This is a genomic window from Rosettibacter sp. KY25 (genome assembly GCF_057554405.1).
Map to the genome: position 1 here is coordinate 270204 of NZ_BAAJAO010000001.1, position 25775 is coordinate 295978.

A 25775-nucleotide genomic window follows, 5' to 3' on the forward strand; every position below is an offset into this window, starting at 1 on the left:
AGTAAGAATTGTTTCTATCCAAATTAGAAATATTTGGTTTTAAGTCGTTTGCAAATAGAACTGTAATAAATTTTAATCGCGGTATTACTGGAATAGTTGGTCCAAATGGATGCGGCAAAACCAATATTGTTGATGCCATTCGATGGGTGTTGGGTGAACAAAAAACAACCACACTTCGAAGCGATAAAATGGAAAATGTAATTTTCAATGGAACCCGCGAAAAAAAGCCCATGGGAATGGCAGAAGTTTCTTTAACCCTTGTTAACGACAAAGGAATCTTGCCAACAGAATATTCTGAAGTTACAATAACAAGAAGAATTTTTCGCTCAGGAGAAAGTGAATATTTGCTCAATAAAAATATTTGCCGCTTAAAAGACATAACTAATTTATTCATGGATACTGGAATTGGAACAAATGCTTATTCAGTAATTGAATTAAAAATGATTGAAACAATTTTAAGCAGCAAAGCCGACGAACGAAGAAGATTATTTGAAGAAGCTGCTGGTGTAAATAAATACAAACTCAGAAGAAGACTATCATTAAAAAAATTAGATGACATAAAAGCAGATTTAACACGCGTTAATGATATTGTTTCTGAAGTTGAAAAAACAGTCCGTTCTTTAGAACGACAGGCTAAACGAGCTGACCAATACACTCAAATTCAATCCGTTCTTCGCGATAAAGAACTAAATTTAGCTGAAAGAGAATTTGCTTTATATCACGAGAAAAAACAAAATCTTTCTAATGAAATTTCTTCGTTAATCTCTCAAAAAGATGAAACAGATAAAGAAATTAGAAAAATCGAGAACGAATTAATTTTTTACCGCAATCAAATTAATTCTATTGAATCTGCGTTAAACAAGAAAAGATTAGAAATTTCAGAATATTCAAATCAGCTTTATCAATTACAAAAATCTTTTTCAGTTTCTGAAGAGAAATTAAATTCTCTTTCTAACAATCAGGTTAGAATTGAAAAAGAAATTGAAGAGTTAAAAAGTAATATTGAAAAATATTCAGAAGCTAAAAAACATTCCGAAAAAGAATTAGAAGAACTTAATAACATTCTAAATGAAAAAAATCTTAAAGCAAGCGAATATGAAAAAATAATTTCTGAAAAAAGAGCATTGCTTGAAGAAAAGAGACATTCATTAAAACAGCTTAATGAAGAGAGATATTCATTATTGAAGGAAATATCCGATAAAGAAAATTATTCCAACACACTCAAAAAAGAAATCAAAAATCATAATGAACAAATTGAAAAACTTAATCAGAAAATTTTAAACATCACTAACAGAATTGCTAAAACTGTAGGATATATTGAAGAACTTACTAATGAAAAAGCAGAAGCAGAAAAAAAATTAAACGAAGCTGGTTTACAATTAACTCTTTATCAAAAAGAAAAAGAAGAACTGGAGAAAAAATTAAATTCACTGAAAGAAAAAGAGATTGAACAGAAAACATTATTAGCCGGCTTAAAAGAAAAAATCAATTTCCTTCAGGCTCTTATCACAAACCTTGAAGGACTTTCAAGCGGTTCCAAAGTTCTTCTTGAAAACAAAAGCTGGACAGAAAAAGAAAAAATTATTTTTGCCGATATCGGCAACACAAAAGAACAATATCGATTTGCTCTCGAAGCTGCTTTAAAATCTGCACTGAATAATTTAATTATAGACAATATTGATGAACTTCAAACTGCTATCAGTTACTTGAAGAAAAATGACCTTGGAAAAGCTTCGTTCATTTTGCTGAAGAGTAATTTCAATAAAAAAACTTCCTTATTAGATAAAATCAATCATTTCACTTTGAAGAAAAAAATTAAAAAGATTGAGAAAGAAAAATCTTTTGTCGGATGGACAAAAGATTTTGTAGAAACAACCACACAATGGAAATCATACTTCGAACAAATTCTTTCTTCTATTGCAATAATTAATGATTTTGAAAGTGCACTATCTTTATTCAAGAAATATCCAGAGTTTAGTTTTGTGACACTTGAAGGTGATATAATTCAAAGCAATGGAGTAATCGAAGCTGGTTCACTGCCAAGACAAGATGAAACAATTTTTGGAAGAAAACAACTTCTCGAAAATCTTAAGAATGAATATCCTTTACAAGAATCAAGACTTGAAGAAATAAAATCAGATATTTCTAAAATAGAAGAAAAAATTGCCTCAATAGATTTAAAAAACTTAAGCGACAAAGAAAAATTGATTGCCAATGATATTGCCAATATCGAAAAACAAATTTCTCAGCTTGAATATGAAAAGAAAAAATCTGATGAGGAAATTGAAGCATCAAGAAAAGAAATTCAGGAACTGGCAGAGAAATCAAATTCTTTAGATAATCAGCTTGAAGAAATAAACAATTTACTCAAGCTTCTTTATGAAAATCGAGAGAATCTTGACAGCAGAATTCATGAATTTGAAAAATCAGTTCAATCTTTTGAAGAAGAATATTCTTCGATGATTAATTCATTTAATGAACAAAAGCTTGAGCTGGAAAGAATCAAAGGAAGAATAAGAAATATTTCCAATACAATAAGTCATTATGAAAACGAAATTGTTAACACACATAAAGGAATTGAAAAAAGAGAAAATGATTTATCAAAAAATAAATCTGAAAGAGAATCACTAAAAACTTACATAGATAATCTCAAAAATGAACTCGAAAAAATTTCTTCACAGAAAGATATTTTGACTGCAGAAGAAAATAAAATTGAGAGCGAGCTTCAAAGTATAAAAGCAGAAGCCACCAAATATGAAAATCAGCTAAGAGAATTAAGAAATCAGCGCCAGGAAATTTCTGATAAAATTCATTCACTTGAAATCAAAGAAAATGAAATTAACTATAAACTCGAAAGCATTTCACAACACATTAAAGAAAATTATTCTATAGATATTGAGCTTAAACAATTTGATGATTTGGAAACATTTAACTATGATGAGACAGCTGAAGAAGTTCATCGATTGAAGGAAAAGCTTAAAAATCTTGGTCCTGTAAATCTGCTTGCTTATTCTGAATATGAAGAAGAAAAGAAGAGATTGGATTTTCTACATCAGCAGCGCGATGATTTGATTGAATCAGAAAAAGATTTAATCAAAACTATTCATGAGATAAATGAAACTGCTCAAAAACTTTTCCTTGATACTTTTGAGCAGATAAGAAAAAACTTTATAAAAATTTTTCAAACACTTTTTAATCCTGAAGACGAAGCAGATTTAACATTAGAAGAAAATGTAGACCCACTCGAAGCAAAAATTGAAATAATAGCAAAACCAAAAGGGAAACGCCCAACTTCAATTGAACTTCTTTCAGGAGGTGAAAAGACTTTAACTGCTACTGCATTACTTTTTGCAATTTATCTTGTTAAACCAAGTCCATTTTGTATACTTGATGAAGTTGATGCACCGCTTGATGATGCAAATATCGATAGATTTACAAAATTGTTGAAAGAATTCAGCAAGGATACTCAATTTATAATTGTAACTCACAATAAAAGAACTATGGAAGCTGCCGAAACCATGTACGGCGTAACAATGCAGGAAGAAGGAATTTCAAAACTTGTTGGTGTTAGATTCGAAGAAATACCTGAATATCAAGACTAAAAATTATGAACGACAAAAACTTTAAAATATTTGTTGACTTCGACGGGACAATAACTAAAGAAGATATTGGCGAAGTTATGTTTTTGAAATTTGGTGATGCTCAAAGAGCAAAGGAAATTGTGAACGATTGGATTAATGAAAAAATTAATGCCCGTCAATCTTGGGAATTGCTTTGCAAAACAGTAAATAATCTTGATTTAGAAAAATTTGATGAATTCCTGTTATCATCTGAAATTGACAACAGCTTCAAAATTTTTCTTGATTACTGCAATAAAAATAATTATGAAGTAAGAATATTAAGCGACGGGCTTGATTATTACATCAACAAAATTTTATCCAAAGAAAATTTATCTCATCTCGAAGTTTATTCGAACAAATTGAATTTTGATAAAGATGGAAATCTAATTCCAATTTTTCCTTACACTGATGAAGAATGTAAAAGATGCGCTAACTGCAAAAGAAATCATGTTCTTAATTTCAGCGGCGATGATGAATACAGCATTTACATTGGCGATGGATATTCTGATGTATGCCCTGCTCAATATTGTGATTTTATTTTTGCAAAAAAATCTTTATTGAAATACTGTGAGATTAATAGAATTACTTATTTCCCCTATTCAGATTTTAATGATGTAATAAAAAAGCTCGAAGAATTAAAACAAAAAAAAAGATTAAAGAAAAGATATCAAGCTGAACTAAAAAGAAAAGAAGTATATATACAAGGATAAATTACCGTGAACAACTTTGCTAAAAAAATATTCAAGTACAGAAGCTATACACCAATACCTTTTCTAATTCTGATGCTTATTTTTCAAAAAGCAACAATTGTTAGTATGATTACTGGTTTCATAATTGTATTAATTGGAGAATTTTTCAGACTATGGGGAGTTTCATATGCTGGAAGTGAAACAAGAACTACAGGGAATGTCGGTGGAACTTATCTTGTTATATCAGGACCATTTGCTCATGTTCGAAATCCATTGTATTTCGGGAACATTTTAATTTATACTGGTATTGGTGTAATGTCAATGGCACTTTATCCCTACTTGTTAATTATTGCAATTTTATTTTTCATCTGGCAGTATCAAACAATAATTAAAGAAGAAGAAACTTATTTGAAAAATAAATTTGGCAAACATTACGAAGATTATTATAACTCTGTTCCAAGATGGATTCCAACTTTTTTGAAATATAAAAATCCAGATATTGAACAACCGCCTTTTAATTTAAAGGCTGGCTTAAAATCGGAAAGAAGAACTTTGCAGGCAATTTCTCTTACAATTTTATTATTAATAATTCTTTATGTGGTAACAAATTGAATAAGAAATTGATGATAATAGCAGGAGAATCCTCCGGAGATTTACACGGAGCTGCTTTAATAAAAAAATTAAAAAATATTGAGCCATCGATAGAGATTCTTGGGATTGGCGGCGATAGAATGATTGATGCCGGAATGAATGCTCTTTTTCATATTAAAAAAATGGCTTTTCTTGGACTAGTTGAAATAATCAGGCATTTACCTTTTATTAAGAAGGTTCAAAAAAAATTAATCAATACAACAATTAAAAAAAATATAGAAACCGTAATTCTAATTGATTATCCAGGATTTAATCTTGAACTTGCAAAGAAACTTAAAAAACTTGGAAGAAAAATTATTTATTACATCTCCCCGCAAATTTGGGCTTGGGGGAAAAAAAGAATTAAAAAAATTAAAAAATATGTAGATAAGATGATTGTTGTTTTCCCATTCGAAGAAAGATTATATAAAGATTACGGCATTGATGCTGTGTATGTTGGACATCCATTAATTGAACATATTGAAAATTATAATTTTATTACCAAAGAAGAACTTTATGAAAAATTTGGTTTAGTTAAAGGAAAGGAAATACTTCTATTACTGCCTGGCAGCAGAAAACACGAGATAAAAAAAATTTTCCCGGAAACAATTAAAGCTGCAAACCGACTTGCAGATATTTTTAATCTTCAAATTGTTGTAGCTTGTGCAGATAATATCAACGAAAATATATTTAATAATTTGAGCAATTATAAAAATTATAAAATCATAAAAGGTCATACTTATGATCTTTTCAAATATTCTTATTTTGGCATAATAAAATCTGGAACTTCTACACTTGAAGCAGGAATTTTTCAATTACCTTTTATTGTTGTTTATGCAACAAATTTTCTAACATACTGGCTTGGTCGTCTGGTTGTTCAATTAGACAGCATAGCGATGGTAAATATTTTACTCGAAGAAAAACTTGTAGAAGAATTAATTCAATCTGATTTGAAAGCAGATAATATTTACGAAAAATCTTTTCGGATTTTATCTGATAAAACAAAATATTACGAGCTGAAAAAAAAATTAATGATGCTTAAATCAAAATTAGGTGAATCAGGTGCATCAGAAAAAGCTGCTAAATTAATTTACTCTGTAATGAATGAAGCTAAGTAATTTTCAAAAAAGAATTTTAAGGAAGATTGGATTTTATATAGCCGATATTGCAATAAATGTTCTTTTAAAAACTTGTAAAATAAAAATTCATAAAAGTGCGAATTCCGAAAAATTAATTTCAGGTGAACAAAATTTCATTGCTGCTTTCTGGCATGGATTTATGATAACTGGATGGTTCTTGCATAAAAAATCTAATTGTGCTGCTCTTGTAAGCAAAAGCAAAGATGGTGATTTATTAGCTCATGTTCTTGAAAAGTGGGGTTACAAAGTTGTTCGTGGTTCAAGTCACATTGGCGGAAATCAAGCAATGGAAGACATGGTTGAATTATTAAAACAAAATTACTCACTTGCAATTACACCTGATGGTCCAACTGGACCAATTTACAAAATGAAAGCTGGAGCAGTTGTTGCTGCAAAAAAAACCGGTGTTCCTTTATTCTTAATTGGAATTGCATGTAATAAAAAAATTAATTTGAAAAGCTGGGATAGATTTGAAGTGCCTTTGCCTTTTAGTCGTATATGCGTAATATATTCAGAACCGATTTATGTAGATGCTAATTTAACTTATGAAGAAACATCAAAGTTTATTTTAGATTGTGAAGATAAATTAAATAATTTACAAAAGGATGCATTAAGACTTTGCTTAAGCTAATAAGAATAATATTATCGCCGTTGACATTTGTTTATGCATTTGTTGTTAAACTTAGAAATTACTTGTTTGATAAAAGAATTTTCAAAATAAAAAAGGTTAATGCAGTTGTGATTTCAGTTGGAAATTTAACAGTTGGAGGTTCTGGAAAAACACCAACAGTAATTTTTCTTGCTGATTTAATGAAAAAATATAAAATCAATGCTGGAATTTTAAGCAGAGGTTATAGAAGAAGAACTCATGGATATTTATTTGTTTCTGATGGAAAAAAAATAAGAACAACTGTGGATGAATGTGGTGACGAAATGTATTTAATTTCATCTGAAACCAATTTACCAACTGCCGTTTCTGAAAGAAGAGTTGAAGGAGCAAATAGATTGATAAAAGATTCATCTGTTAATGTTATAATTTTGGATGATGCATTTCAGCATAGATGGTTGTATCGTGACCTTGATATATTAATATTCGACCAAAGATTTTTAAACAAAGTTAACCAAAGCGAGCAAAGACTTTTGCCTCTTGGGATGATGCGTGAACCATTTGATTCTGTTTCAAGAGCAGATGTTGTAATTATAAATAGGAAATTTGCAGAAAAGACAGAAATTCCATCAAAACTTTTAAAATATTTCGACAACAAAAAAATCTTTTATGGATATTATATTGCCAGTGGAATTTATGATGTTAAAACTCACAAAGAATTTTCGCTTGAAGAATTCAGAGGTCAAAAAAGTCTTGTTGTTTGTGGAATAGCAAAACCATATTCATTTTTGAGTGTGCTTGAGAATAATCAAATTGATATTACAAATAAAATGATTTTCCCTGACCATAAAAATTATACATTAAAAGAAATTCAAAGCATACGGAAAAAATTTTATGATACAAATGCATATTCAGTTTTAACAACGCAGAAAGATGCAGTGAAGCTAACAAAGTTTTCCAAGGATTTAGATGATATTGATATTTATTATTTGAAAATTGAGTTGAAGCTTGAAAATCAGGAACAATTTGAAGAAATAATTCTTAACACAATAAACAAAAAAGACACTATAACAAAAGAATCGTTAACTTAATTAATTGGAGGTAATGCAATGGCAAAATCAAAAACGCCTAAGTATGTTTATTATTTCGGCGGCAAAAAAGCCGAAGGCAGAGCAGATATGAAAGAACTTTTAGGTGGTAAAGGTGCAAACCTCGCAGAAATGGTAAACATCGGTTTGCCAGTTCCTGCTGGTTTCACTATTACAACCGAAGTTTGTACTGCTTATTACAAAAACAATAAAAAATATCCAAAAGAATTAGAAAAGCAGGTAAAAGAAGCACTCGCAAAAGTAGAAAAAGAAATGGGTGCTAAATTTGGCGACAAAAATAATCCGCTTCTTGTTTCAGTTCGTTCTGGTGCTCGTGCTTCTATGCCAGGAATGATGGAAACAATCTTGAATGTTGGATTAAATAACGAAACAAGAGAAGGATTAATCAAGAAAACAAATAATCCTCGTTTTGTTTACGACTCACACCGCCGCCTCATTCAAATGTATTCCGATGTTGTAATGGAAAAAGCAGCCGGAATTGAACCTGAAGAAGGTAAAGGTGTTCGTCAACAATTAGAAGCCGAGCTTCATAAAATGAAAGAAGCTAAAGGTTATAAGAGCGATACTGAATTGACTGCTGATGACTTAAAAGAATTAGTAGAAATTTATAAAGCAAAAGTTCTTGAAGTTCTTGGCAAACCTTTCCCTGAAGACCCAATGGAACAATTATGGGGTGCAATTGGAGCTGTATTCCAGAGCTGGATGGGAAAACGAGCTGTTGCTTACAGAAGATTTGAAGGTATTCCAGATGATTGGGGAACTGCAGTAAATGTTCAATCAATGGTATTTGGAAATATGGGCGATACTTCGGCTACTGGTGTTGCATTTACAAGAAATCCAGCAACTGGTGAAAAATATTTCTATGGTGAATGGCTTCCAAATGCACAAGGAGAAGATGTAGTTGCTGGTATAAGAACACCAAATCCAATCAATGAAATTGGTAAATCTGAACATAATGCACATCTCCCATCACTTGAAAAAGCAATGCCTGAAACATACAAGGAACTGAACAGAATTCAGAAAATTCTTGAAAGACATTATCGTGATATGCTTGATATCGAATTTACAATTCAGGAAGGAAAGCTTTACATGCTTCAGTGCCGTGTAGGTAAGAGAAATGGACCAGCTGCAGTCAAGATAGCACTTGATATGTATAAAGAAAAATTAATTACAAAAGAAGAAGCAATTTTAAGAGTAAATCCATCACAATTAGATGAATTGCTGCATCCAATTATTGACCCGAAAGCAGAATTGAATGCAACCGCAATAGCTAAGGGTTTACCTGCAGGACCTGGTGGTGCAAGTGGTCAAGTTGTCTTCTCTGCTACTGATGCAGTTGAATGGGTAAAACAAGGCAAGAAAGTAATTCTTGTAAGAGAAGAAACAAATCCTGAAGATATCGAAGGAATGCGAGCTGCACAGGCAATTTTAACTGCGCGCGGTGGAATGACTTCACATGCTGCTCTTGTTGCACGCGGCTGGGGCAAATGCTGTATAGTTGGTGCAGGTTCAATCAAAATTAATTATCAAGAAAAATATTTTACAGTTGGTGAACATACCGTTAAGGAAGGTGATTGGCTTACACTCAATGGTTCGAAAGGTGTTGTATATCTTGGTGAACTTCCAATGGTTAAAGCTGCAGAAGAAAATCCTGATTTCCAGGCATTCATGAAATTATGTGACCAAGTTAGAAAATTAAAAGTTAGAACTAATGCAGATACTCCAGAAGATGCAACTAAAGCAAGAGCATTTGGTGCCGAAGGTATAGGTTTGTTCAGAACCGAACACATGTTCTATGGCAAAGATTCCGAACAACCGCTTTTCATTCTTCGTAAAATGATTGTATCTAAAACTGAAGAAGAAAGAAGAAAAGCTCTCGATGAATTATTCCCATATGTCAAAAATGATATCAAAGGAACACTCGAGGCAATGGATGGATTTGGAGTTACAATAAGAACACTCGATCCACCTTTACATGAATTCGTTCCAAACCGTCAAGATGAAAGAGCTAAATTAGCTGAAAGTCTTGGAATTACTCTTGATGAATTGAACGCACGCGCTGATTCATTACATGAAAATAATCCTATGATGGGACATCGCGGTGTTCGTCTTGGAATAACATATCCTGAAATTACAGAAATGCAAGTTAGAGCAATTTTTGAGGCAGCTGCAGAATTAATTAAAGAAGGCAAAAAGCCATTCCCAGAAATTATGATTCCAGTTGTATGTGATGTTAAAGAACTCAAACATCAATACGATATTATTAATAAAGTTCATGCTGAAGTTTGTGAAAAATTTGGATTAAAGAAAATTCCACACTTAACTGGAACAATGATTGAAATTCCAAGAGCCGCATTGACTGCAAACAAAATTGCTGAATATGCTCAATTCTTCTCATTTGGAACAAACGACTTAACACAAATGGGATTTGGATTTTCAAGAGATGATATTGGCGGCTTCTTGCCAGATTATCTTGAAAAGAAAATTCTTCCAGAAGACCCATTCCAATCAATTGATCAAGAAGGAATTGGTACACTAATGAAAATTGCAGTTCAAGGTGGAAGAGCAACTCGTCCTGATTTAAAAATTGGAATTTGTGGTGAACATGGTGGTGAACCAAAATCAGTAGAATTCTGCCATCAAATTGGATTAGATTATGTAAGCTGTTCACCATTTAGAGTACCAATTGCACGCTTGGCAGCAGCTCAAGCAGTTGTTAAAGAAAAGAATGCTGCTAAAGCTTCTAAAAAAACTGTAAAAAAATCAGCAAAATCAAAAAAGAAATAATTAACTATAGTGCGGCGCAGAGTTAATTTCTGCGCTGCACAAATTTTAATAAACAAAAGGAGTAAAGAGGAGAGTAAATGAAGCTATCGGATTTCAAATATAATTTGCCTAAAACTGCAATAGCTAAGTTTCCTGTTTCTCCGCGCGATAAAGCTAAATTAATGGTTTTAAACAGAGCTACAGGAGAGATAGAGAATAAAATTTTCTCTGATATAATTGATTATATGGAAAAAGGTGATGTTGTTGTTGTCAACAAGACAAAAGTTATGCAGGCAAGATTAATTGGAAAAAAAGAAAGAACCAACGCAAAAATTGAAGTATTTGTTCTAAGAGAACTTAACAAAGAAGAAAATATCTGGGATGTAATTGTAGACCCAGCAAGAAAAGTAAGAATTGGTAATCGAATCTACTTTAATGATAATCTCTGGTGTGAAGTTATTGATAATACAACATCGCGCGGCAGAACAGTTCGATTTAATGAAGATGCCGGTGATATTTACAAAGCTATAGAAAAAATTGGAACCACTCCCCTTCCTCCATATATTAAACGTGAACCAACTGAAGAAGACAGAGAAAACTATCAAACAATTTTTGCTGAGGTTGATGGTTCAGTAGCTGCTCCAACTGCAGGATTACATTTTACACCTCAGCTTGTTAAAAAAATTGAAAAGAAAGGAATTAAATTCGTTCCTGTAATTCTTCATATTGGTCTTGGCACATTTAGACCAGTAGAAGTAGAAGATTTAACAAAACATCGGATGGATTCTGAATATTATGAAATTCCTGAAGAAACTGCTAATGTAATTAACACTGCATTGCGGGAAAAGAAAAATGTTTTTGTTGTTGGAACCAGCACATGTCGTGCATTGGAAAGCAGTGTTACTGCTGACGGGTTCTCGAAACCTAATGCAGGCTGGACGGATAAATTTATTTTCCCGCCATATGATTTTAAGATAACAAAAAAGCTTATTACGAATTTTCATGCACCTGAATCTACTTTACTTATGCTTGTTGCTGCTTTTGCAGGTTACGACTTTATTATGAAAGCATACAAAAAAGCTCTTAAAGAAGGATATAGATTTTTAAGCTACGGCGATGCGATGCTTATTCTTTAATTTTCTGAATCCCGGGATTTAAACATCACAGTTCAAACCCGGGATTTTTTTTATTAATTAATCAATAAAAGAAATGAAAATTTTTGCAGTTATACCAGCCGGCGGAAAAGGCGCAAGAATTAATTCAGAAATTCCAAAACAATATCTCCAAATCAATGGGAAAGAAATAATTGCCTATACGATTGAAATATTTCAAAAATGCAAATTAATTGATGAAATTATTATAGCTTCTCAGAAAGATTATTTTGAATTATTAAACCAAATTAAATCAAGATATTCTTTTACAAAAATTACTCGAATCGTGGAGGGTGGAAATGAAAGACAGTATTCTGTATTCAATGCTGTTAAATCAATTATTGCTGATGATAATGATTTGATTGTTGTTCATGATGCAGTAAGACCATTGCTTCCCACTTCTGTTTTAGAAAATACAATTAAAACAGCAATTAATTATGGAAGTGCAATCGCTGCAATTAAAGCAAAAGATACTTTGATTAAAGGTAATGAACTCGTAGAAGATTATATTGACAGAAAAGAAATTTACTATGTTCAAACTCCTCAAATTTTCCAGTACAAAATTTTTTATGACTCAATGAAAAAAGCAGAAAAAGAAAATTTCATTGGAACCGATGAATCTATGATTGTAAAGAATGCAGGTTACAAAATTAAAATTGTTGAAGGTTCTGCATTTAATTTTAAGATTACAACTAAAGATGACTTAATACTTTTTTCTTCAATTTCACAAAACATGAACGTTATTAACTTTTGAATTGTTTATCTATTAGTTTTTATCTAACTTTCAACACAAAAATTTTTAGGTAATATGTTAAACTTAGTATTTGTAATAATTCTTTCATATTTAGTTGGTTCTATTCCAACAAGTATCATTATAAGCAGACTTGTAAAAGGAATTGATATAAGAAACTATGGCAGCAAAAATGCTGGTGGTACCAATGTATTCAGAGTACTTGGCTGGAAATGGGGTTTACTTACAATAATTCTTGACGCACTCAAAGGTGCTGTAGCAGTTGTAATAATTGCAAGAATGTATCTTGACAATATTCCATTTAACAATATCACTCCTTTTGATGATTTTACTCTTATTCAAATATTTTGTGGTGTAGCTGCTGTAATTGGTCACATATGGACTGTATTTGCCGGATTTAAGGGTGGTAAAGGAATTGCAACTGCACTTGGATTTTTAATTACAATAATTACTGTTGACATGCTTTTTGCATTAGGAATCTTTTTGATTGTGGTTTATCTATCTCGTTATGTTTCTCTTGGTTCTCTTACAGCAGCAGTATCTGTACCAATAATTTTAATAGTAAGAGAAAATATTTTTGGCGTTCATATACCTGGTTATAATACAATCCTGCCTTTCATAATTGCATTATCACTGCTGGTAATTTATACACATCGAAAAAACATTGACCGTCTTTTAAAAGGAAGAGAGCATCGAATTTCATTTTCAAAATCGGGCAAATCAAAAAATAACGTGTAATGAGAATTTCAGTTTTAGGTGCAGGTGGCTGGGGCACAACCTTAGCAATTTTGTTATTCTATAATGGTCACGATGTTACTTTGTGGGAATACAAAAGTCACTACGCTAAAGTTCTTGACAAAACAAGAGAAAACAAAATTTATTTACCCGGAATAAAAATTCCTAAAGAAATTAAAATTACACACTCTCTCGAAGAAAGCTGCGAAAACAAACATTTTATTGTACTTGCAATTCCCACTCAATACATCCGTAGTGTTTTGGTTAAGATGAAAGATTTCAATTTCAGAAATACAACTTTCGTTAATGTTGCTAAAGGAATAGAAAAAGACTCACTTAAAACAGTATCTCAAATTATTCTTGATGAAATAAAAAAAATATCTCCTTCACAAATTGGTGTTCTTTCCGGACCAAGTCATGCAGAAGAAGTGAGTAGAAAAATTCCAACTGCCGTGGTTGCAGCATCTTCTGACAGAGATACAGCAAAACAAATTCAATCTACATTTATAACTTCATACTTCAGAGTTTATTCATCAACAGATATTCTTGGAGTTGAATATGGTGGTGCATTAAAAAATGTGATTGCAATTGGTGCCGGAATTGTTGACGGTGCGAAATTTGGAGACAACACTAAAGCTGCAATCATGACCCGAGGCATTGCTGAAATATCCAGACTTGGAATTGCACTTGGCGCAAGACCGGAAACATTCTCTGGACTTTCAGGTATGGGAGACTTAATTGTAACTTGTATGAGTAAACACAGCAGAAATAGATATGTTGGTGAACAAATTGGAATGGGGAAAAAATTAAAAGATGTTCTAAAATCAATGCAGATGGTAGCAGAAGGAGTGGAAACAAGCCGTTCTGTGCATCAACTTTCAATCAAACATAAAATTGAAACACCAATTTGCACTGCAGTCTACAAAATTCTTTACGAAGACCTGGACCCAATCAAAGCTACATACGAATTAATGACTCGTGAAATGAAAGCAGAAGACGAGTAATTATTTTCATTTTGCTTCTTCTTTAATAAACAATTCTTTTCTTTATTTATTATATTTTCTCAAAAAAATTTTATCACATGCCAGAAAATCTTGATACATCTGTTCAATACTTAAAATCTGTTGGACCAAAACGAGCTGAAGCATTTTCTAAAATTGGAATTAATACCATTCGCGATTTACTTTTTTATTTCCCTTCAAAATATCTTGACCGTTCAACAATATTAAATTCCATAAAAGTTATTCAATACATTCGAGATGGTTATCAAGGAGAAGTAACAATATTAGGTGAAGTGATTGATAAAGAAACAATCCGCTATGGGAAAAAAAGTATTTTCAAAGTTAGAATGAAAGATTCAACAGGAATATTTGAGTGTGTTTGGTTTCAAGGGATAAGATATTTTGAGGATGTTTTTAGTGAAGGTGATTATTTTGCAATTTCATCAAAACCTGTTTTAACAAAATATGGTCATCTTCAATTTGTTCATCCTGATTTTGATAGAATTTCGAAAAATGAATCAACAGAATTTTTGCATACCGGAAAAATTATTCCATTTTACAAAGTTCCAAAAGAATTAAGAGACAGTAACCTTGGCGATTTTAGTTTAAGAAAAATTATTCATCAAGCAGTAGAAAAATATTCTGATAGTATTGAAGAAACTCTTCCGCAATATCTTATTGAAGAAAAAAAAATTCTTCCTCTTAACTTAGCTGTAAAAAACATGCATTTTCCAATCGATAGCAAATCACTGCTTGCAGCCAAAAAGCGTTTGAAATTTGAGGAACTATTTTACTTTGAATGTCTTGTTGCATTAAGAAAAAAATTAATTGGAAGCAAAAGAAAAAATTTTCTTATTAAAGTGAAGCCTGAACCAATTAAAAAATTTTTAAATTCTCTCCCCTTCCAGTTAACCAAAGCACAGCTGAAAGTTTTACATGAAATAAGAAAAGACCTTGAAAGTGATAAACCTATGAACCGTTTGCTTCAGGGAGATGTAGGAAGCGGGAAAACAATAGTAGCTTTAATTGCTATGTTAATAGTTGTAACTAATGGATGTCAGGCAATTCTTATGGCACCAACAGAAATATTAGCAGACCAGCATTATAAAAATATTACAAAGATGCTTGAAGGAATGAACATAAAAGTAAATTTATTGATTGGAGGGCAAAAAAAATCTGAACGCGAACAAATTCTCAACGAAATTAAAAATGGAACAGCTCAAATTATAATCGGCACACATGCATTAATTGAAGAGAATGTTGATTTCCATAAAGTTGGTCTTGTTGTTATTGATGAACAACATCGATTTGGTGTTATGCAAAGGTCAGAATTAATTAAGAAAGGATTGAATCCAGATGTTTTAATTATGACTGCAACGCCTATCCCGCGAACATTATCTCTCACATTATATGGAGACCTTGATGTTTCAACAATTGATGAAATGCCTGCAAACAGAAAACCTGTTAAAACAGTATTACGCGGTGAAAGCAAATTACCAGATGTTTATAAATTCATTAGAGATAAAGCAAAAGAAGGATATCAAACTTATCTTGTTTATCCATTAATTGAAGAATCAGAAAAATCTGAGCTTAAAGCTGCAGAATCTTACTACAACAGCTTAAAAGAAAATTATTTGAAAGATTTGAATATTGGGCTTATTCATGGCAGAATGAAGTGGCAGGAAAAAGAAAAAGTAATGCTCGATTTTGCTGCTAAAAAATATGATGTGCTGGTATCAACAACTGTAATTGAAGTTGGTATTGATATACCTGATGCTAATATTATTGTTATTAATGATGCTTTTAGATTTGGTTTATCTCAATTACATCAACTTCGTGGAAGAGTTGGAAGAAGTGATAAACAAGCTTACTGCATTTTAATAACAAAAGATGAATTTGCTGTTCGAACAAATCAATTCGACTTTAACTTTGATTATTTATCACCAGCACAAATAGAAAAGAACAAAACAATTATAAGATTAAATTCAATGGTAAAATTAAACAATGGATTTGAGTTATCGGAAATTGATTTAAAGCTTAGAGGTCCTGGAGATATTTTTGGAACAAAGCAAAGTGGATTACCTGAATTAAAATATTCTGACATAATTGAAGATTCAGAAATTCTTTATGATGCTAAAGAAACTGCATTCAACATTATTAATAACGATCCACATTTATCATTAGAAAAAAATTTTATCATCAAAAAAGTTTTAAAAGAAAATTATCAACACAATCTTTTTCTTTCTCAAATAGCTTAACACTTCACAAAAATTTTTTTTCATCACAAAAAATTTTTTTTGCAATAAACTTCTTGAAAAAAAATTTTAAATGAGTATATTGGTAACAAACAATTGGAAGGATTTTGTATTAGTTCTTTTTTACTAAATAGGAAGTTCAAAGTAGCACTTACATATAATTTAAAACCGGAAGAAGAAAATTCTTTCGAAGGCAAATCTCTCTCTCTTCAAAAGAACACAAAAGAAATTTTATTCGATAAATATGCTGAGTGGGATACACTTGAAACAATTAATGCTGTTAAAGATGCACTTGAGCTCTTTAACGAAGTTATTATGATTGAAGCAAATGAAGATGCTTATGAAAAATTTAGAAAGTATAGACCAGACATTGTTTTTAATATTGCTGAAGGTGCAAATGGCATAAGCAGAGAGGCACAAATACCAGCAATGTTGGATATGCTTCAAATTCCTTATACTGGTTCTGACCCATTAACGCTTGCAACATGCTTAGACAAAGCTCGAACAAAAGAAATTCTTTCTTATCATAAAATTCCAACCGCAAGATTTTTGTATGCAGAAACTCTAAATGATTTAAGAAACTTCAATCTTAATTTTCCTGTTATTATAAAACCAGTTGGAGAAGGTTCAAGTAAAGGTATATTTAATTCATCTTTTGTGAACAGCCTTGATGAATTAAAAGAAAGATTAGAATACAATTTTGAAATTTATAAACAGCCGTTTATTATTGAAGAATATTTGCCGGGAAGAGAATTTACAGTTGCAATAATCGGGAATAATTCTGATGTAGAAGTTCTTCCAATTGTTGAAATTAATTTTGATGAACTGCCTGAAGGTTTAATGCCAATTTATTCATACGAGGCGAAATGGATTGTGGATACTCGTGATAATCCTTTGAAAATTTTTTCTTGTCCAGCAAAAATTGATAATAATCTTGAAGAAAAAATTAAATATGTAGCTCTCAAATCCTACAGAATATTAAGATGCAGAGATTGGAGCAGAATTGATATTAGACTCGATAGCAACGGCGAGCCAAATGTACTTGAAATTAATCCTTTACCAGGAATTCTTCCTGACCCTGATGATAATTCTTGTTTTCCAAAAGCTGCACGTGCAGCTGGACTTTCTTATGCAGAAATGATTAATAAAGTTTTATTCACAGCAGCTAAAAGATATAATTTAGTATGAACATTGAACGGAAAATATTAATCTGTTATAATGAACCAGTTCGTTACTATAAAAATTATTTAGGCAAAGAACCAAATAGTGAAAATGATAATATCGATTTATCCGAAAGAGATTTCTTAAAACAGATTTCAAATATTAAGAAAATACTTAGTAAAAAATTTCTTGAAGTCAACACACTTGCCGTAAACAGTGATATCAAGTCGTCCCTCAAAAAAATTTTATATTATTCTCCTGATGTAATTGTAAATTTTGTTGAATCTGTTGAGGGCAATTCAAATCTTGAAAGTTATATTGCAGGTTTATATGAATTGCTGGGCATTCCATTTACAGGAAATAATTCACTATGCCTTGGAAACTGCTTAAACAAAGTTCGAACCAAACAAATATTAAAGTCGCATGGAATTAGAACACCCCGATATTTTATTGCTGAAGTAAATCAATTCCCAAAATCATCTGAATTAAAATGTAAATTTCCAGTTATAACAAAACTTGTCCGAGAAGATGCAAGCATTGGTATTTCTGAATACTCAGTTATAAATAATTCAAAAGAATTAAAACAACAACTTGAATATCTTTTTGAAAATTATAATCAAGAAGTATTAATCGAAGAATACATTGAGGGAAGAGAATTAAATGTAGCAATTCTTGGAAATCAGATACTTCCAATTTCAGAAATTTGTTTTGATGGTCTTCCAGAAAATTTGCCCAAAATAATTACATACGAAGCTAAGTGGTCCCCTGAAAGTACTTATTACAAAAATACTGTTCCAAAATGCCCTGCTGAACTTGAAGAAAAAGTAAAATCTGAAATTGAACAAATTGCATTGAAAGCATTTGAGGCTTTAGAGTGCAGAGATTATGCCAGAGTTGATATAAGACTAAGCATAGAAAATATTCCATATGTAATAGAAGTAAATCCGAATCCGGATATTTCACCAGATGCTGGATTTATAAGGTCTGCTGCTGCAGCTGGTATCAGTTACGAAGAAGTTTTATACAAAATAACTGAATTAGCATTACAAAGACAAAATTATGATACGCAAGCTGCAATATAATGACAGAAACAAGTTAATTGAAATTATTAATTGTACAGATAATTTTAATGAAGAAGAAAAAAAAGTTGCAGTTGAATTAATTGATGAAGTTCTTTCAAATCCTGAACATGAATACTATAACATTTATGTGTACGAAAATGGAAATGAAATTGATGGATATTATTGTATTGGAAAAAGAGCTTTGACTGATGGCGTTTATGATTTATACTGGATTGTAGTAAATCCAAAAAAGCAGAATAAAGGAATAGGGAAACAATTGTTGATGCATGCAGAAGAATTTGTTAAAGAAAGAAAAGGCAGATGGATTTTAGCAGAGACTTCATCAAAAGAAAGTTACTTTGCAACAAGAAATTTTTATTTGAGAAATAACTATTCGGTTCTGGCTGAAATAAAAGATTTTTATACAATAAACGATAATCTCATAATATTTGGTAAATACTTAAAATAAATTAAAGGGCAATCATTATGGAACTCTGGCAGCAAATGATAAGGGACAGTATTCACTCGGTCGACCAGCTTGTTGAAAAATTCAACTTAGACAGAAAAGTAGCCGAAGAACTTGATGGATTCTTCCAGGCAAGGATTAATCCATATTATCTAAGCTTAATTAGATATCCGGGAGATCCAATCTGGCTTCAATGTGTTCCGGATGTAAAAGAACTGGAAGATATATCTGGCTATGAAGACCCGCTGCAAGAAGATGCAATGAGCCCTGTACCAAATATTACTCATCGTTATCCTGATAGAGCATTGTTCCTCACAACAAGTCAATGTGGTATGTATTGCCGATTCTGCACAAGAAAAAGAAAAGTAGGAAACTCCGAAAAAATATCAATGAAACAACTTGAATCTGCATTTAAGTATCTTGAAAAACATACAGAGATTAGAGATGTAATTATGTCTGGCGGCGACCCATTGATGCTTACCGATACAATGCTCGAAAAAATATTAAAGCGATTAAGACAAATACCTCATATAGAAATTATTAGACTTGGAACACGTATGCCATGTGTTCTGCCTCATAGAATAACTCCAAAACTTGTAGAGATGCTGAAAAAATATCATCCAATTTATGTTAACACTCATTTCAATCATCCATGGGAAATTACTCCAGAAAGTACAAAAGCATGTGAAATGCTTGTTGATGCAGGAATTCCAGTTAATAATCAAGCAGTATTAATGAAAGGCGTAAATGATGATGCAGAAGTTCTCAAAGAATTATTTTTAAAACTTCTTAAAATTAGAGTCAGACCTTATTATTTATTCATGGCAGATGAAACAAGAGGAGCCAATCATTTTCGCACAACTCTTGATAAAGGATTGGAAATAATGTATAAACTTCGTGGAAATATTAGCGGCTTAGCAATTCCACATTTTGTGATTGACGCTCCTGGTGGTGGAGGTAAAATCCCAGTTCTGCCTCAATACATTTTACATCGAGATGAAGATAAAATTGTGATGAGAAATTATAAAAATGAAATTTATATTTATCGTGAAGCAAAGCATGAGAAAACAGAATTAAAAGAAGATTCACATATTCCTATTGAAATTTCTAATAAGAAAAATGGAAATACAAAGAAACCAAAGAACTATAAAAACATAACTACAATTGAAATTCCACAATTAGAGACAAGCGAGAATTAGTAAAAGGGGCTGTCTAAAAAAAACAGACACCCCTTGATTTTCTTTAATTAAGTATGATTCAATTTTGATTTATAATATTTAATAAATCTTTTTCCACAGATACTGCAGGTGTTTCTACTATTCTTCCAATTTCTTTTTCATTTCTTTTTATTACAACGGTAGGAATAAGTTTAATATCATAATTACTCAAATCAATTTCACCAGCGTTTTTATTTCTATCGACACAAATTATTTTTAAGTTTTTTGAGCTAAATTTTATTGCATCTAAAATTTTGATTAATCTTGGGATTTCTCTTCTACTGTCGCTGCACCAGGTCCCCATTATTACATCAATAGTGATGTTTTCTAAATTTAGATTTTTTAATGAATCAACGACTGTGCTATCTGCATTATAACTTTCATACTCTTTTCTAAACCAGTTCGAAAAAGGTTTATATTCACTTGAATCCAAAAATACTTTCTTATCAACCAAACCGGTTAACATTGGACTGCCAGTTTTTTCATCAATCAGCAAATTACATTTTTCCTGTGCATAAATTATTTTTAAGCTGATAAGCAACAGAAGAATGATTGTTCTCAAAAAATTATTTGTTATTGAATTTGCGCACATCTAACCCCCAGAATAATTTGTTTCTTAATATTTCAAAATAACTTTTTCTTTTGGAATGGACGAGTTGTATTTTAGTTTTGCTTTTTTCAATTATTACTTCCGCAGGTGAATCATAAACATTTGAACGCTGACCATCACAACTAATGTGAACCGTTCCGTACAATGATTGTGCTTTTATAGCAATCTTTTGTTCACTCGATATTACAAGGGGTCTCATAGTTAAAGTATGAGGTGCAATTGGACTTAATGTAATAACATTTGACTTTGGAGTAATGATTGGACCCCCTGTTGAGAGTGAATAACCAGTCGAACCTGTTGGCGTTGCAATAATAATTCCATCAGCAGAAAATGTTGATACATATTCATTATCTATTTCAATAGATAATTCAATCATCTTGGGCCAAGAACCTTTATCTATAACTATATCATTCACTGCAAAAAATTCCTCTTTGTTATTAATGGTACCTATTAATGCTATTCTTTCTTCAATAGTGTAATCATTTGAAATTAATTCTGGTATAAATTCTTTGAAACTTTCTATATCAAATTCTGCAAGAAATCCTAACTTACCCAGATTCACACCGATAATTGGTTTACCTGTATTTCTAATTTCATAAGCTGTATTTAACATTGTTCCATCACCACCAATCGAAATTACCATGTCCGATACATTAATCAATTCATTTAATGAAACATATTTACAGTCATTCAATCTTGGAGTGAATTCATTTTTCTTTTTCAATAATGAATCACAAATAAAAAACTTGAGATTGTTTTCCCGAAGTTCTTCAACAATTGTATCAACCACTTTCAATATTTCCGATTTAGTAACATTTGGTATTATGCCGAGTATCATTTCTTTACCATTTATTTATTTTAATTTCCCATGCTTTACAATATTTTGTAAAAACATAAAATGAAGAAAATATTGATAAAATTAATCCATGCAATCCATCCAAAAAGCCAAGTTTCAAAATATACATTTTGAAAAAAAGAAAAATTGGTCTAAACAAAATATCAATTAATGTAACTTTTTTATTGTTAGAGATAATTTCTTCTGCAGCAAGTGATGTATAGATATTCAATTTATTCAAATAATGTTCTATTGATGGGTCTGTGTAATGATTTAATGGATTTTTGAAATAACCAGATTTACCATCAACAATTAGATTTTCATGAACTGCTTTGTTATTAAAATGTGCATTTTTTTTGTTGAACAATCTTAACACATAATCAGGATACCAGCCGCAATGTTTAATCCATTTGCCCAGGAAATAAGCACGTCGTGGAATATAATATGAATCATAATATGGATTTGAATTCTTAAATGCATGTAATTCTTCAGCAAGTTCTTTTGTTATTTCTTCATCAGCATCAATCCACAAAACCCAGTCATGATTTGTCTTGGTAAGTGCATAGTTTTTTGTTTGTGCATAACCTTTCCATTCAACAATTTCACATTTTACATTGGGAAATGAAGAAGCAATTTGAAATGTTTTATCTGTTGTACGAGAATCTATCATTACAATAATATCATCAATAATATTTTGCTGGCTTTCAATGCATCTTTTAATGTTTTTTTCTTCGTCTTTTGCAATTATTATTGATGATAATTTCACTTTCACTTCTAAATTTTTTATGAATTAATGTCTTTGAATTGAAGCTCATATAATTTTTTATAAATGCCATCTTCTTCATAAATCAAATCTTGATGTTTTCCATCCTGCACAATTTTTCCTCTTTCAATTACAAGAATTCTATCTGCATTCCTTATTGTGCTTAGCCTGTGAGCAATGACAAAAACAGTTCTATCCTGCATAAGTCTTTCAATTGCTTCCTGAACGAGAACCTCTGACTCATTATCAAGTGCAGATGTTGCTTCATCAAGAATCATTATTGGAGGATTTTTCAGTAATGCTCTTGCAATTGCAATTCGTTGACGCTGTCCACCTGAAAGTTTTGTTCCTTTCTCGCCAATAATTGTGTCATATTTTTGCGGAAGTTCCATTATGAAATTATGTGCATTTGCAGCTTTTGCTGCTTCAATAATTTTTTCATCTGAACAATCAGTCAAACCATAGGCAATGTTATTTCTAACAGATTCATTAAATAGAACCGTTTCTTGAGTAACAATTCCCATTAGTTTTCTTAAATCTTCTAAACGAATATTTTTTATATCAATTCCATCAAGTAAAATTCTGCCTTCTGTTGGGTCATAAAATCTTGGGATTAAATCGACAAGTGTAGTTTTACCTGAACCGCTGCTTCCAACAAGTGCAATTATCTTTCCTTTTTCCACTTTAAAGTTTATATCCTTTAAAACATAATCATCGGAATCATCATACTTGAAATAAACATGTTCAAACTCAATTGAGTCATTAAAGTCATTAATCGAAATTGGGTTTTCAACATTTTTAATATTTGGTTCAGTATCAAGTATTTCAAAAATTCTATCTGCAGCAGCACTTGATTCCTGAATACGATTGTTAACGCTGCTGAGTTCTTTTATTGGCGGCATTAGTTGAAATATTGCAAATAAAAATCCAATAAATTGACTTGCAGTAATTGACTTTTCTACCAGAACAAGTTGTGCTCCAAAATAAATAATTACTACTCCGACAATTACACTCAAAAATTCTGTAGTTGGACTTGCAATGTTTCTTATGCGTGTAATTCTAAGAGAAAGCTTAAAAAAGTTTTGTGTTTCATTAAAAAATTTCTTGTTCTCATATTCTTCCATTCCAAATGCCTTTACGATTTTAACACCAGTAATAGTTTCATGAAGCCGATTAGTCAAATCTGCCATCTTTGCTTGCAATAAACCACTCTGCTTTCTTAAAATTAATCCAATGTAACTAATTATTACCAAAGAAAATGGAAGAACTACAAGTGAGAATAAAGTCAACCGCCAGCTGATTGCAATTGCGATACCAAGAAATACAATTATTTTAAGAGGTTCTCTGATTAAATTTAGAAAGACTGCAGATACACTCGAGTTAACTGCATTTACATCATTCATTATTCTTGAGATTAAATTACCTGTTCTTTCATTCTTAAAAAAACTCATTGGAAGTTTATGCAGATGCTGATAAGCTTCATTTCTTAAATTGCGAATCATTCCTTGTTCAACATGAGCAAGAAAATATGCCTGCAGATATCCAAAAAGATTTTTGCCTAAAAATGCAATTACGATTAAGAAACAAATTTTGAATAATATTTCAGATGTAGAACCACTAAAAATAAATTCTTTGAAACTCGATGTTAATTCATTAATAAATTGAGAAATCCAGTTGTCTGTTTTGTTCTGAATTACATTAAGATTTTGAACTGAATTTCCTGAGCCTACACCTTTTTGCTGGAAAAGTGTATCAAGCAAGGGTATTGACAAATAAATTGATGCACCATCAAGCAATGCTGAAAAAATTGTAAAAATTATTGAAGCAGCAAGATATTTCCAGAATGGCTTGATATAACTTATAATTCTCAAATATGTTTTCATAACTCACAAATTATTTATTCCGCAACCGTCATAAAATTGAATTCGATGATAAATTGCATCATTATTCAAATTATAAATTCCTATTTGTCTAATCCCGTTATTTTGTTCATCAAAAAATAGGAAGTTTCCATGAACTAATAAATTCTGGTCTTCAGGACCATAATAATTTTTTTTAACCTGCATAACATTTGCATCAATTATTAATAATTCACTTTGATTTGTTTTATTTAATCTTATAATCATAAAACAAAATTTTTCGTCATCATTCCAGATTATATTTTTTATTACTCCTTCATATTCATAAAGAAGAATTTCTGAATTTTTAGTTACATCCCGAAGATAAATATAACTTTTTCCATTTTCTTTAATATTTCTTATTTGATATTTTCCTTTTGGAGAAATTACAGCAAGCTTTAATACCGGTGGTTTTGGAAAACCATCTTTTAATATTTGAAATTCTCTTTTCTTTATTTCTGTAAGTTGTCCATTACTATCAAATGAAAAAATATTTTGAATAATGATTTCTGGTTTTATTGAATCAGAAAATGTCAGATTAACTTTGAAAGTATCTTGAGTTTCCCAATAAGTGTATAATTGAATTGCATCGCCAAAATAATAGACCTCGTCAATTTTATTTGTTTCTAAATCAAATAAGTACAATCGAACATCTTTAATATCAGGGAAAGCCCCAAGTTTTTTGTAACTTAATGCTGTAGTAACAAAAGCTTTGCTTCTATTTTGAAAATGATTGATTGTTAGTACTTTTCTTCCCCAGCGGCTCCATAATGGTTTTATTTGTTTTGTAATTAAATTAAAATTATAAAGTGATGGTCTTCCAGAATAATTTGCAACAAATAAAATATTTGCAAATTGGTCATTAACAAAATCATCATTGTGAAAAATTTTATAATTTTTAATCGAATAGTCATTGAGAAGTTGATATGCTCTCTTTCCCGCATTGAATGAATTAGTATAATTGCCATATAGAATCAGATACCTCTTAGATGATAAATTTTTTATTGTAATGCTATCTGATAAATCTTTGTTTAATTTATCTCTATAATTGTAGGCATCGCTAAGGGATGAGAATTCCGCAAGACATATAGAGTATGAGTAATTTAATTCATCATTAATTTTTGTTTTAGTGCAGCTTAATAAAATTAATAATGAAAATAAAATTAAAATATTTTTTATGTGTGATTTCAATTTATTAACCACGCGGATGATGGTCTCGATGAACCTGTTTAATATATTCTCTATCTATGTGAGTATAGATTTGAGTTGTTGAAATATCTGCATGTCCCAGCATTTCCTGAACTGCTCTTA

Annotated in this window: 22 protein-coding genes; 16 read left to right on the plus strand and 6 right to left on the minus strand. The window is 30.9% G+C overall.

Features of this window, described 5'->3' with window-relative positions:
* The first annotated feature begins 8 nt into the window (after positions 1-8).
* From smc to AC27L2_RS01295, 16 genes are all read left to right on the plus strand, one after another.
* A complete protein-coding gene (smc, locus tag AC27L2_RS01220) occupies positions 9-3602 on the plus strand; it encodes a chromosome segregation protein SMC (protein ID WP_487209828.1) in 3594 nt (1197 codons plus the stop codon).
* A gap of 5 nt (positions 3603-3607) precedes the next feature.
* Positions 3608-4330, plus strand: a complete 723-nt coding sequence (locus tag AC27L2_RS01225; protein WP_487209829.1) for an MtnX-like HAD-IB family phosphatase — start codon at positions 3608-3610, stop codon at positions 4328-4330.
* 6 nt (positions 4331-4336) lie between these two features.
* The gene (locus tag AC27L2_RS01230) at positions 4337-4921 is read left to right on the plus strand and encodes a methyltransferase family protein (RefSeq protein WP_487209830.1); all 585 of its coding nucleotides are present in this window, start codon (positions 4337-4339) and stop codon (positions 4919-4921) included.
* 11 nt (positions 4922-4932) lie between these two features.
* Entirely contained in the window at positions 4933-6057 is a 1125-nt protein-coding gene (lpxB, locus tag AC27L2_RS01235; RefSeq protein ID WP_487209831.1) for a lipid-A-disaccharide synthase, read from the plus strand.
* Positions 6044-6709, plus strand: coding sequence for a lysophospholipid acyltransferase family protein (locus AC27L2_RS01240; protein WP_487209832.1), 666 nt, complete (start codon positions 6044-6046; stop codon positions 6707-6709). The genes lpxB and AC27L2_RS01240 overlap by 14 nt, the downstream gene beginning before the upstream one ends.
* Positions 6697-7776, plus strand: coding sequence for a tetraacyldisaccharide 4'-kinase (gene lpxK, locus AC27L2_RS01245; RefSeq protein WP_487209833.1), 1080 nt, complete (start codon positions 6697-6699; stop codon positions 7774-7776). Before AC27L2_RS01240 ends, lpxK begins: the two co-directional genes overlap by 13 nt.
* Positions 7777-7794: 18 nt before the next feature.
* The gene (gene ppdK / locus AC27L2_RS01250) at positions 7795-10581 is read left to right on the plus strand and encodes a pyruvate, phosphate dikinase (protein ID WP_487209834.1); all 2787 of its coding nucleotides are present in this window, start codon (positions 7795-7797) and stop codon (positions 10579-10581) included.
* Positions 10582-10658: 77 nt separating this feature from the next.
* Positions 10659-11696, plus strand: a complete 1038-nt coding sequence (gene queA, locus AC27L2_RS01255; protein ID WP_487209835.1) for a tRNA preQ1(34) S-adenosylmethionine ribosyltransferase-isomerase QueA — start codon at positions 10659-10661, stop codon at positions 11694-11696.
* A gap of 73 nt (positions 11697-11769) precedes the next feature.
* Positions 11770-12465: a 2-C-methyl-D-erythritol 4-phosphate cytidylyltransferase gene (gene ispD / locus AC27L2_RS01260; protein ID WP_487209836.1), complete on the plus strand. Its 696-nt coding sequence runs from the start codon at positions 11770-11772 to the stop codon at positions 12463-12465.
* 54 nt (positions 12466-12519) lie between these two features.
* Positions 12520-13200, plus strand: a complete 681-nt coding sequence (gene plsY, locus AC27L2_RS01265; protein ID WP_487209837.1) for a glycerol-3-phosphate 1-O-acyltransferase PlsY — start codon at positions 12520-12522, stop codon at positions 13198-13200.
* A complete protein-coding gene (locus AC27L2_RS01270; RefSeq protein WP_487209838.1) occupies positions 13200-14201 on the plus strand; it encodes an NAD(P)H-dependent glycerol-3-phosphate dehydrogenase in 1002 nt (333 codons plus the stop codon). Before plsY ends, AC27L2_RS01270 begins: the two co-directional genes overlap by 1 nt.
* 77 nt (positions 14202-14278) lie before the next feature.
* On the plus strand, positions 14279-16456 hold the full coding sequence (gene recG, locus AC27L2_RS01275) for an ATP-dependent DNA helicase RecG (RefSeq protein ID WP_487209839.1): 2178 nt from the start codon (positions 14279-14281) through the stop codon (positions 16454-16456).
* A 93-nt stretch (positions 16457-16549) separates the two neighbouring features.
* A complete protein-coding gene (locus AC27L2_RS01280) occupies positions 16550-17641 on the plus strand; it encodes a D-alanine--D-alanine ligase family protein (protein WP_487209840.1) in 1092 nt (363 codons plus the stop codon).
* Positions 17638-18696, plus strand: a complete 1059-nt coding sequence (locus tag AC27L2_RS01285; RefSeq protein WP_487209841.1) for a D-alanine--D-alanine ligase family protein — start codon at positions 17638-17640, stop codon at positions 18694-18696. Before AC27L2_RS01280 ends, AC27L2_RS01285 begins: the two co-directional genes overlap by 4 nt.
* A complete protein-coding gene (locus tag AC27L2_RS01290; protein WP_487209842.1) occupies positions 18674-19144 on the plus strand; it encodes a GNAT family N-acetyltransferase in 471 nt (156 codons plus the stop codon). Before AC27L2_RS01285 ends, AC27L2_RS01290 begins: the two co-directional genes overlap by 23 nt.
* A 17-nt stretch (positions 19145-19161) precedes the next feature.
* Positions 19162-20340: a KamA family radical SAM protein gene (locus AC27L2_RS01295; RefSeq protein WP_487209843.1), complete on the plus strand. Its 1179-nt coding sequence runs from the start codon at positions 19162-19164 to the stop codon at positions 20338-20340.
* 58 nt (positions 20341-20398) lie between these two features.
* On the opposite strand, the gene AC27L2_RS01300 is transcribed toward AC27L2_RS01295, so the two are convergent.
* The 6 genes from AC27L2_RS01300 to AC27L2_RS01325 all read right to left on the minus strand — a co-directional run.
* Entirely contained in the window at positions 20399-20950 is a 552-nt protein-coding gene (locus tag AC27L2_RS01300; RefSeq protein WP_487209844.1) for a thioredoxin family protein, read from the minus strand.
* Entirely contained in the window at positions 20925-21806 is an 882-nt protein-coding gene (locus tag AC27L2_RS01305; RefSeq protein ID WP_487209845.1) for an NAD(+)/NADH kinase, read from the minus strand. Before AC27L2_RS01305 ends, AC27L2_RS01300 begins: the two co-directional genes overlap by 26 nt.
* A 4-nt stretch (positions 21807-21810) precedes the next feature.
* On the minus strand, positions 21811-22569 hold the full coding sequence (locus tag AC27L2_RS01310; protein ID WP_487209846.1) for a glycosyltransferase family 2 protein: 759 nt from the start codon (positions 22567-22569) through the stop codon (positions 21811-21813).
* 17 nt (positions 22570-22586) lie between these two features.
* A complete protein-coding gene (locus AC27L2_RS01315) occupies positions 22587-24449 on the minus strand; it encodes an ABC transporter ATP-binding protein (protein WP_487209847.1) in 1863 nt (620 codons plus the stop codon).
* 3 nt (positions 24450-24452) lie between these two features.
* On the minus strand, positions 24453-25655 hold the full coding sequence (locus tag AC27L2_RS01320; RefSeq protein ID WP_487209848.1) for a hypothetical protein: 1203 nt from the start codon (positions 25653-25655) through the stop codon (positions 24453-24455).
* A gap of 4 nt (positions 25656-25659) precedes the next feature.
* On the minus strand, positions 25660-25775 hold a 116-nt coding region (locus tag AC27L2_RS01325; protein ID WP_487209853.1), incomplete at its 5' end, for a tyrosine-type recombinase/integrase.

Bases quoted from the DNA above. Each gene is read 5' to 3' on its own strand.
- ispD (WP_487209836.1), top strand. From the start codon at position 11,770: ATGAAAATTTTTGCAGTTATACCAGCCGGCGGAAAAGGCGCAAGAATT.
- AC27L2_RS01295 (WP_487209843.1), top strand. From the start codon at position 19,162: ATGGAACTCTGGCAGCAAATGATAAGGGACAGTATTCACTCGGTCGAC.
- AC27L2_RS01290 (WP_487209842.1), top strand. From the start codon at position 18,674: ATGATACGCAAGCTGCAATATAATGACAGAAACAAGTTAATTGAAATT.
- queA (WP_487209835.1), top strand. From the start codon at position 10,659: ATGAAGCTATCGGATTTCAAATATAATTTGCCTAAAACTGCAATAGCT.
- AC27L2_RS01240 (WP_487209832.1), top strand. From the start codon at position 6,044: ATGAAGCTAAGTAATTTTCAAAAAAGAATTTTAAGGAAGATTGGATTT.
- plsY (WP_487209837.1), top strand. From the start codon at position 12,520: ATGTTAAACTTAGTATTTGTAATAATTCTTTCATATTTAGTTGGTTCT.
- AC27L2_RS01305 (WP_487209845.1), bottom strand. From the start codon at position 21,806: ATGATACTCGGCATAATACCAAATGTTACTAAATCGGAAATATTGAAA.
- AC27L2_RS01270 (WP_487209838.1), top strand. From the start codon at position 13,200: ATGAGAATTTCAGTTTTAGGTGCAGGTGGCTGGGGCACAACCTTAGCA.
- ppdK (WP_487209834.1), top strand. From the start codon at position 7,795: ATGGCAAAATCAAAAACGCCTAAGTATGTTTATTATTTCGGCGGCAAA.
- lpxB (WP_487209831.1), top strand. From the start codon at position 4,933: ATGATAATAGCAGGAGAATCCTCCGGAGATTTACACGGAGCTGCTTTA.
- AC27L2_RS01300 (WP_487209844.1), bottom strand. From the start codon at position 20,950: ATGTGCGCAAATTCAATAACAAATAATTTTTTGAGAACAATCATTCTT.
- AC27L2_RS01285 (WP_487209841.1), top strand. From the start codon at position 17,638: ATGAACATTGAACGGAAAATATTAATCTGTTATAATGAACCAGTTCGT.
- AC27L2_RS01225 (WP_487209829.1), top strand. From the start codon at position 3,608: ATGAACGACAAAAACTTTAAAATATTTGTTGACTTCGACGGGACAATA.
- recG (WP_487209839.1), top strand. From the start codon at position 14,279: ATGCCAGAAAATCTTGATACATCTGTTCAATACTTAAAATCTGTTGGA.
- AC27L2_RS01315 (WP_487209847.1), bottom strand. From the start codon at position 24,449: ATGAAAACATATTTGAGAATTATAAGTTATATCAAGCCATTCTGGAAA.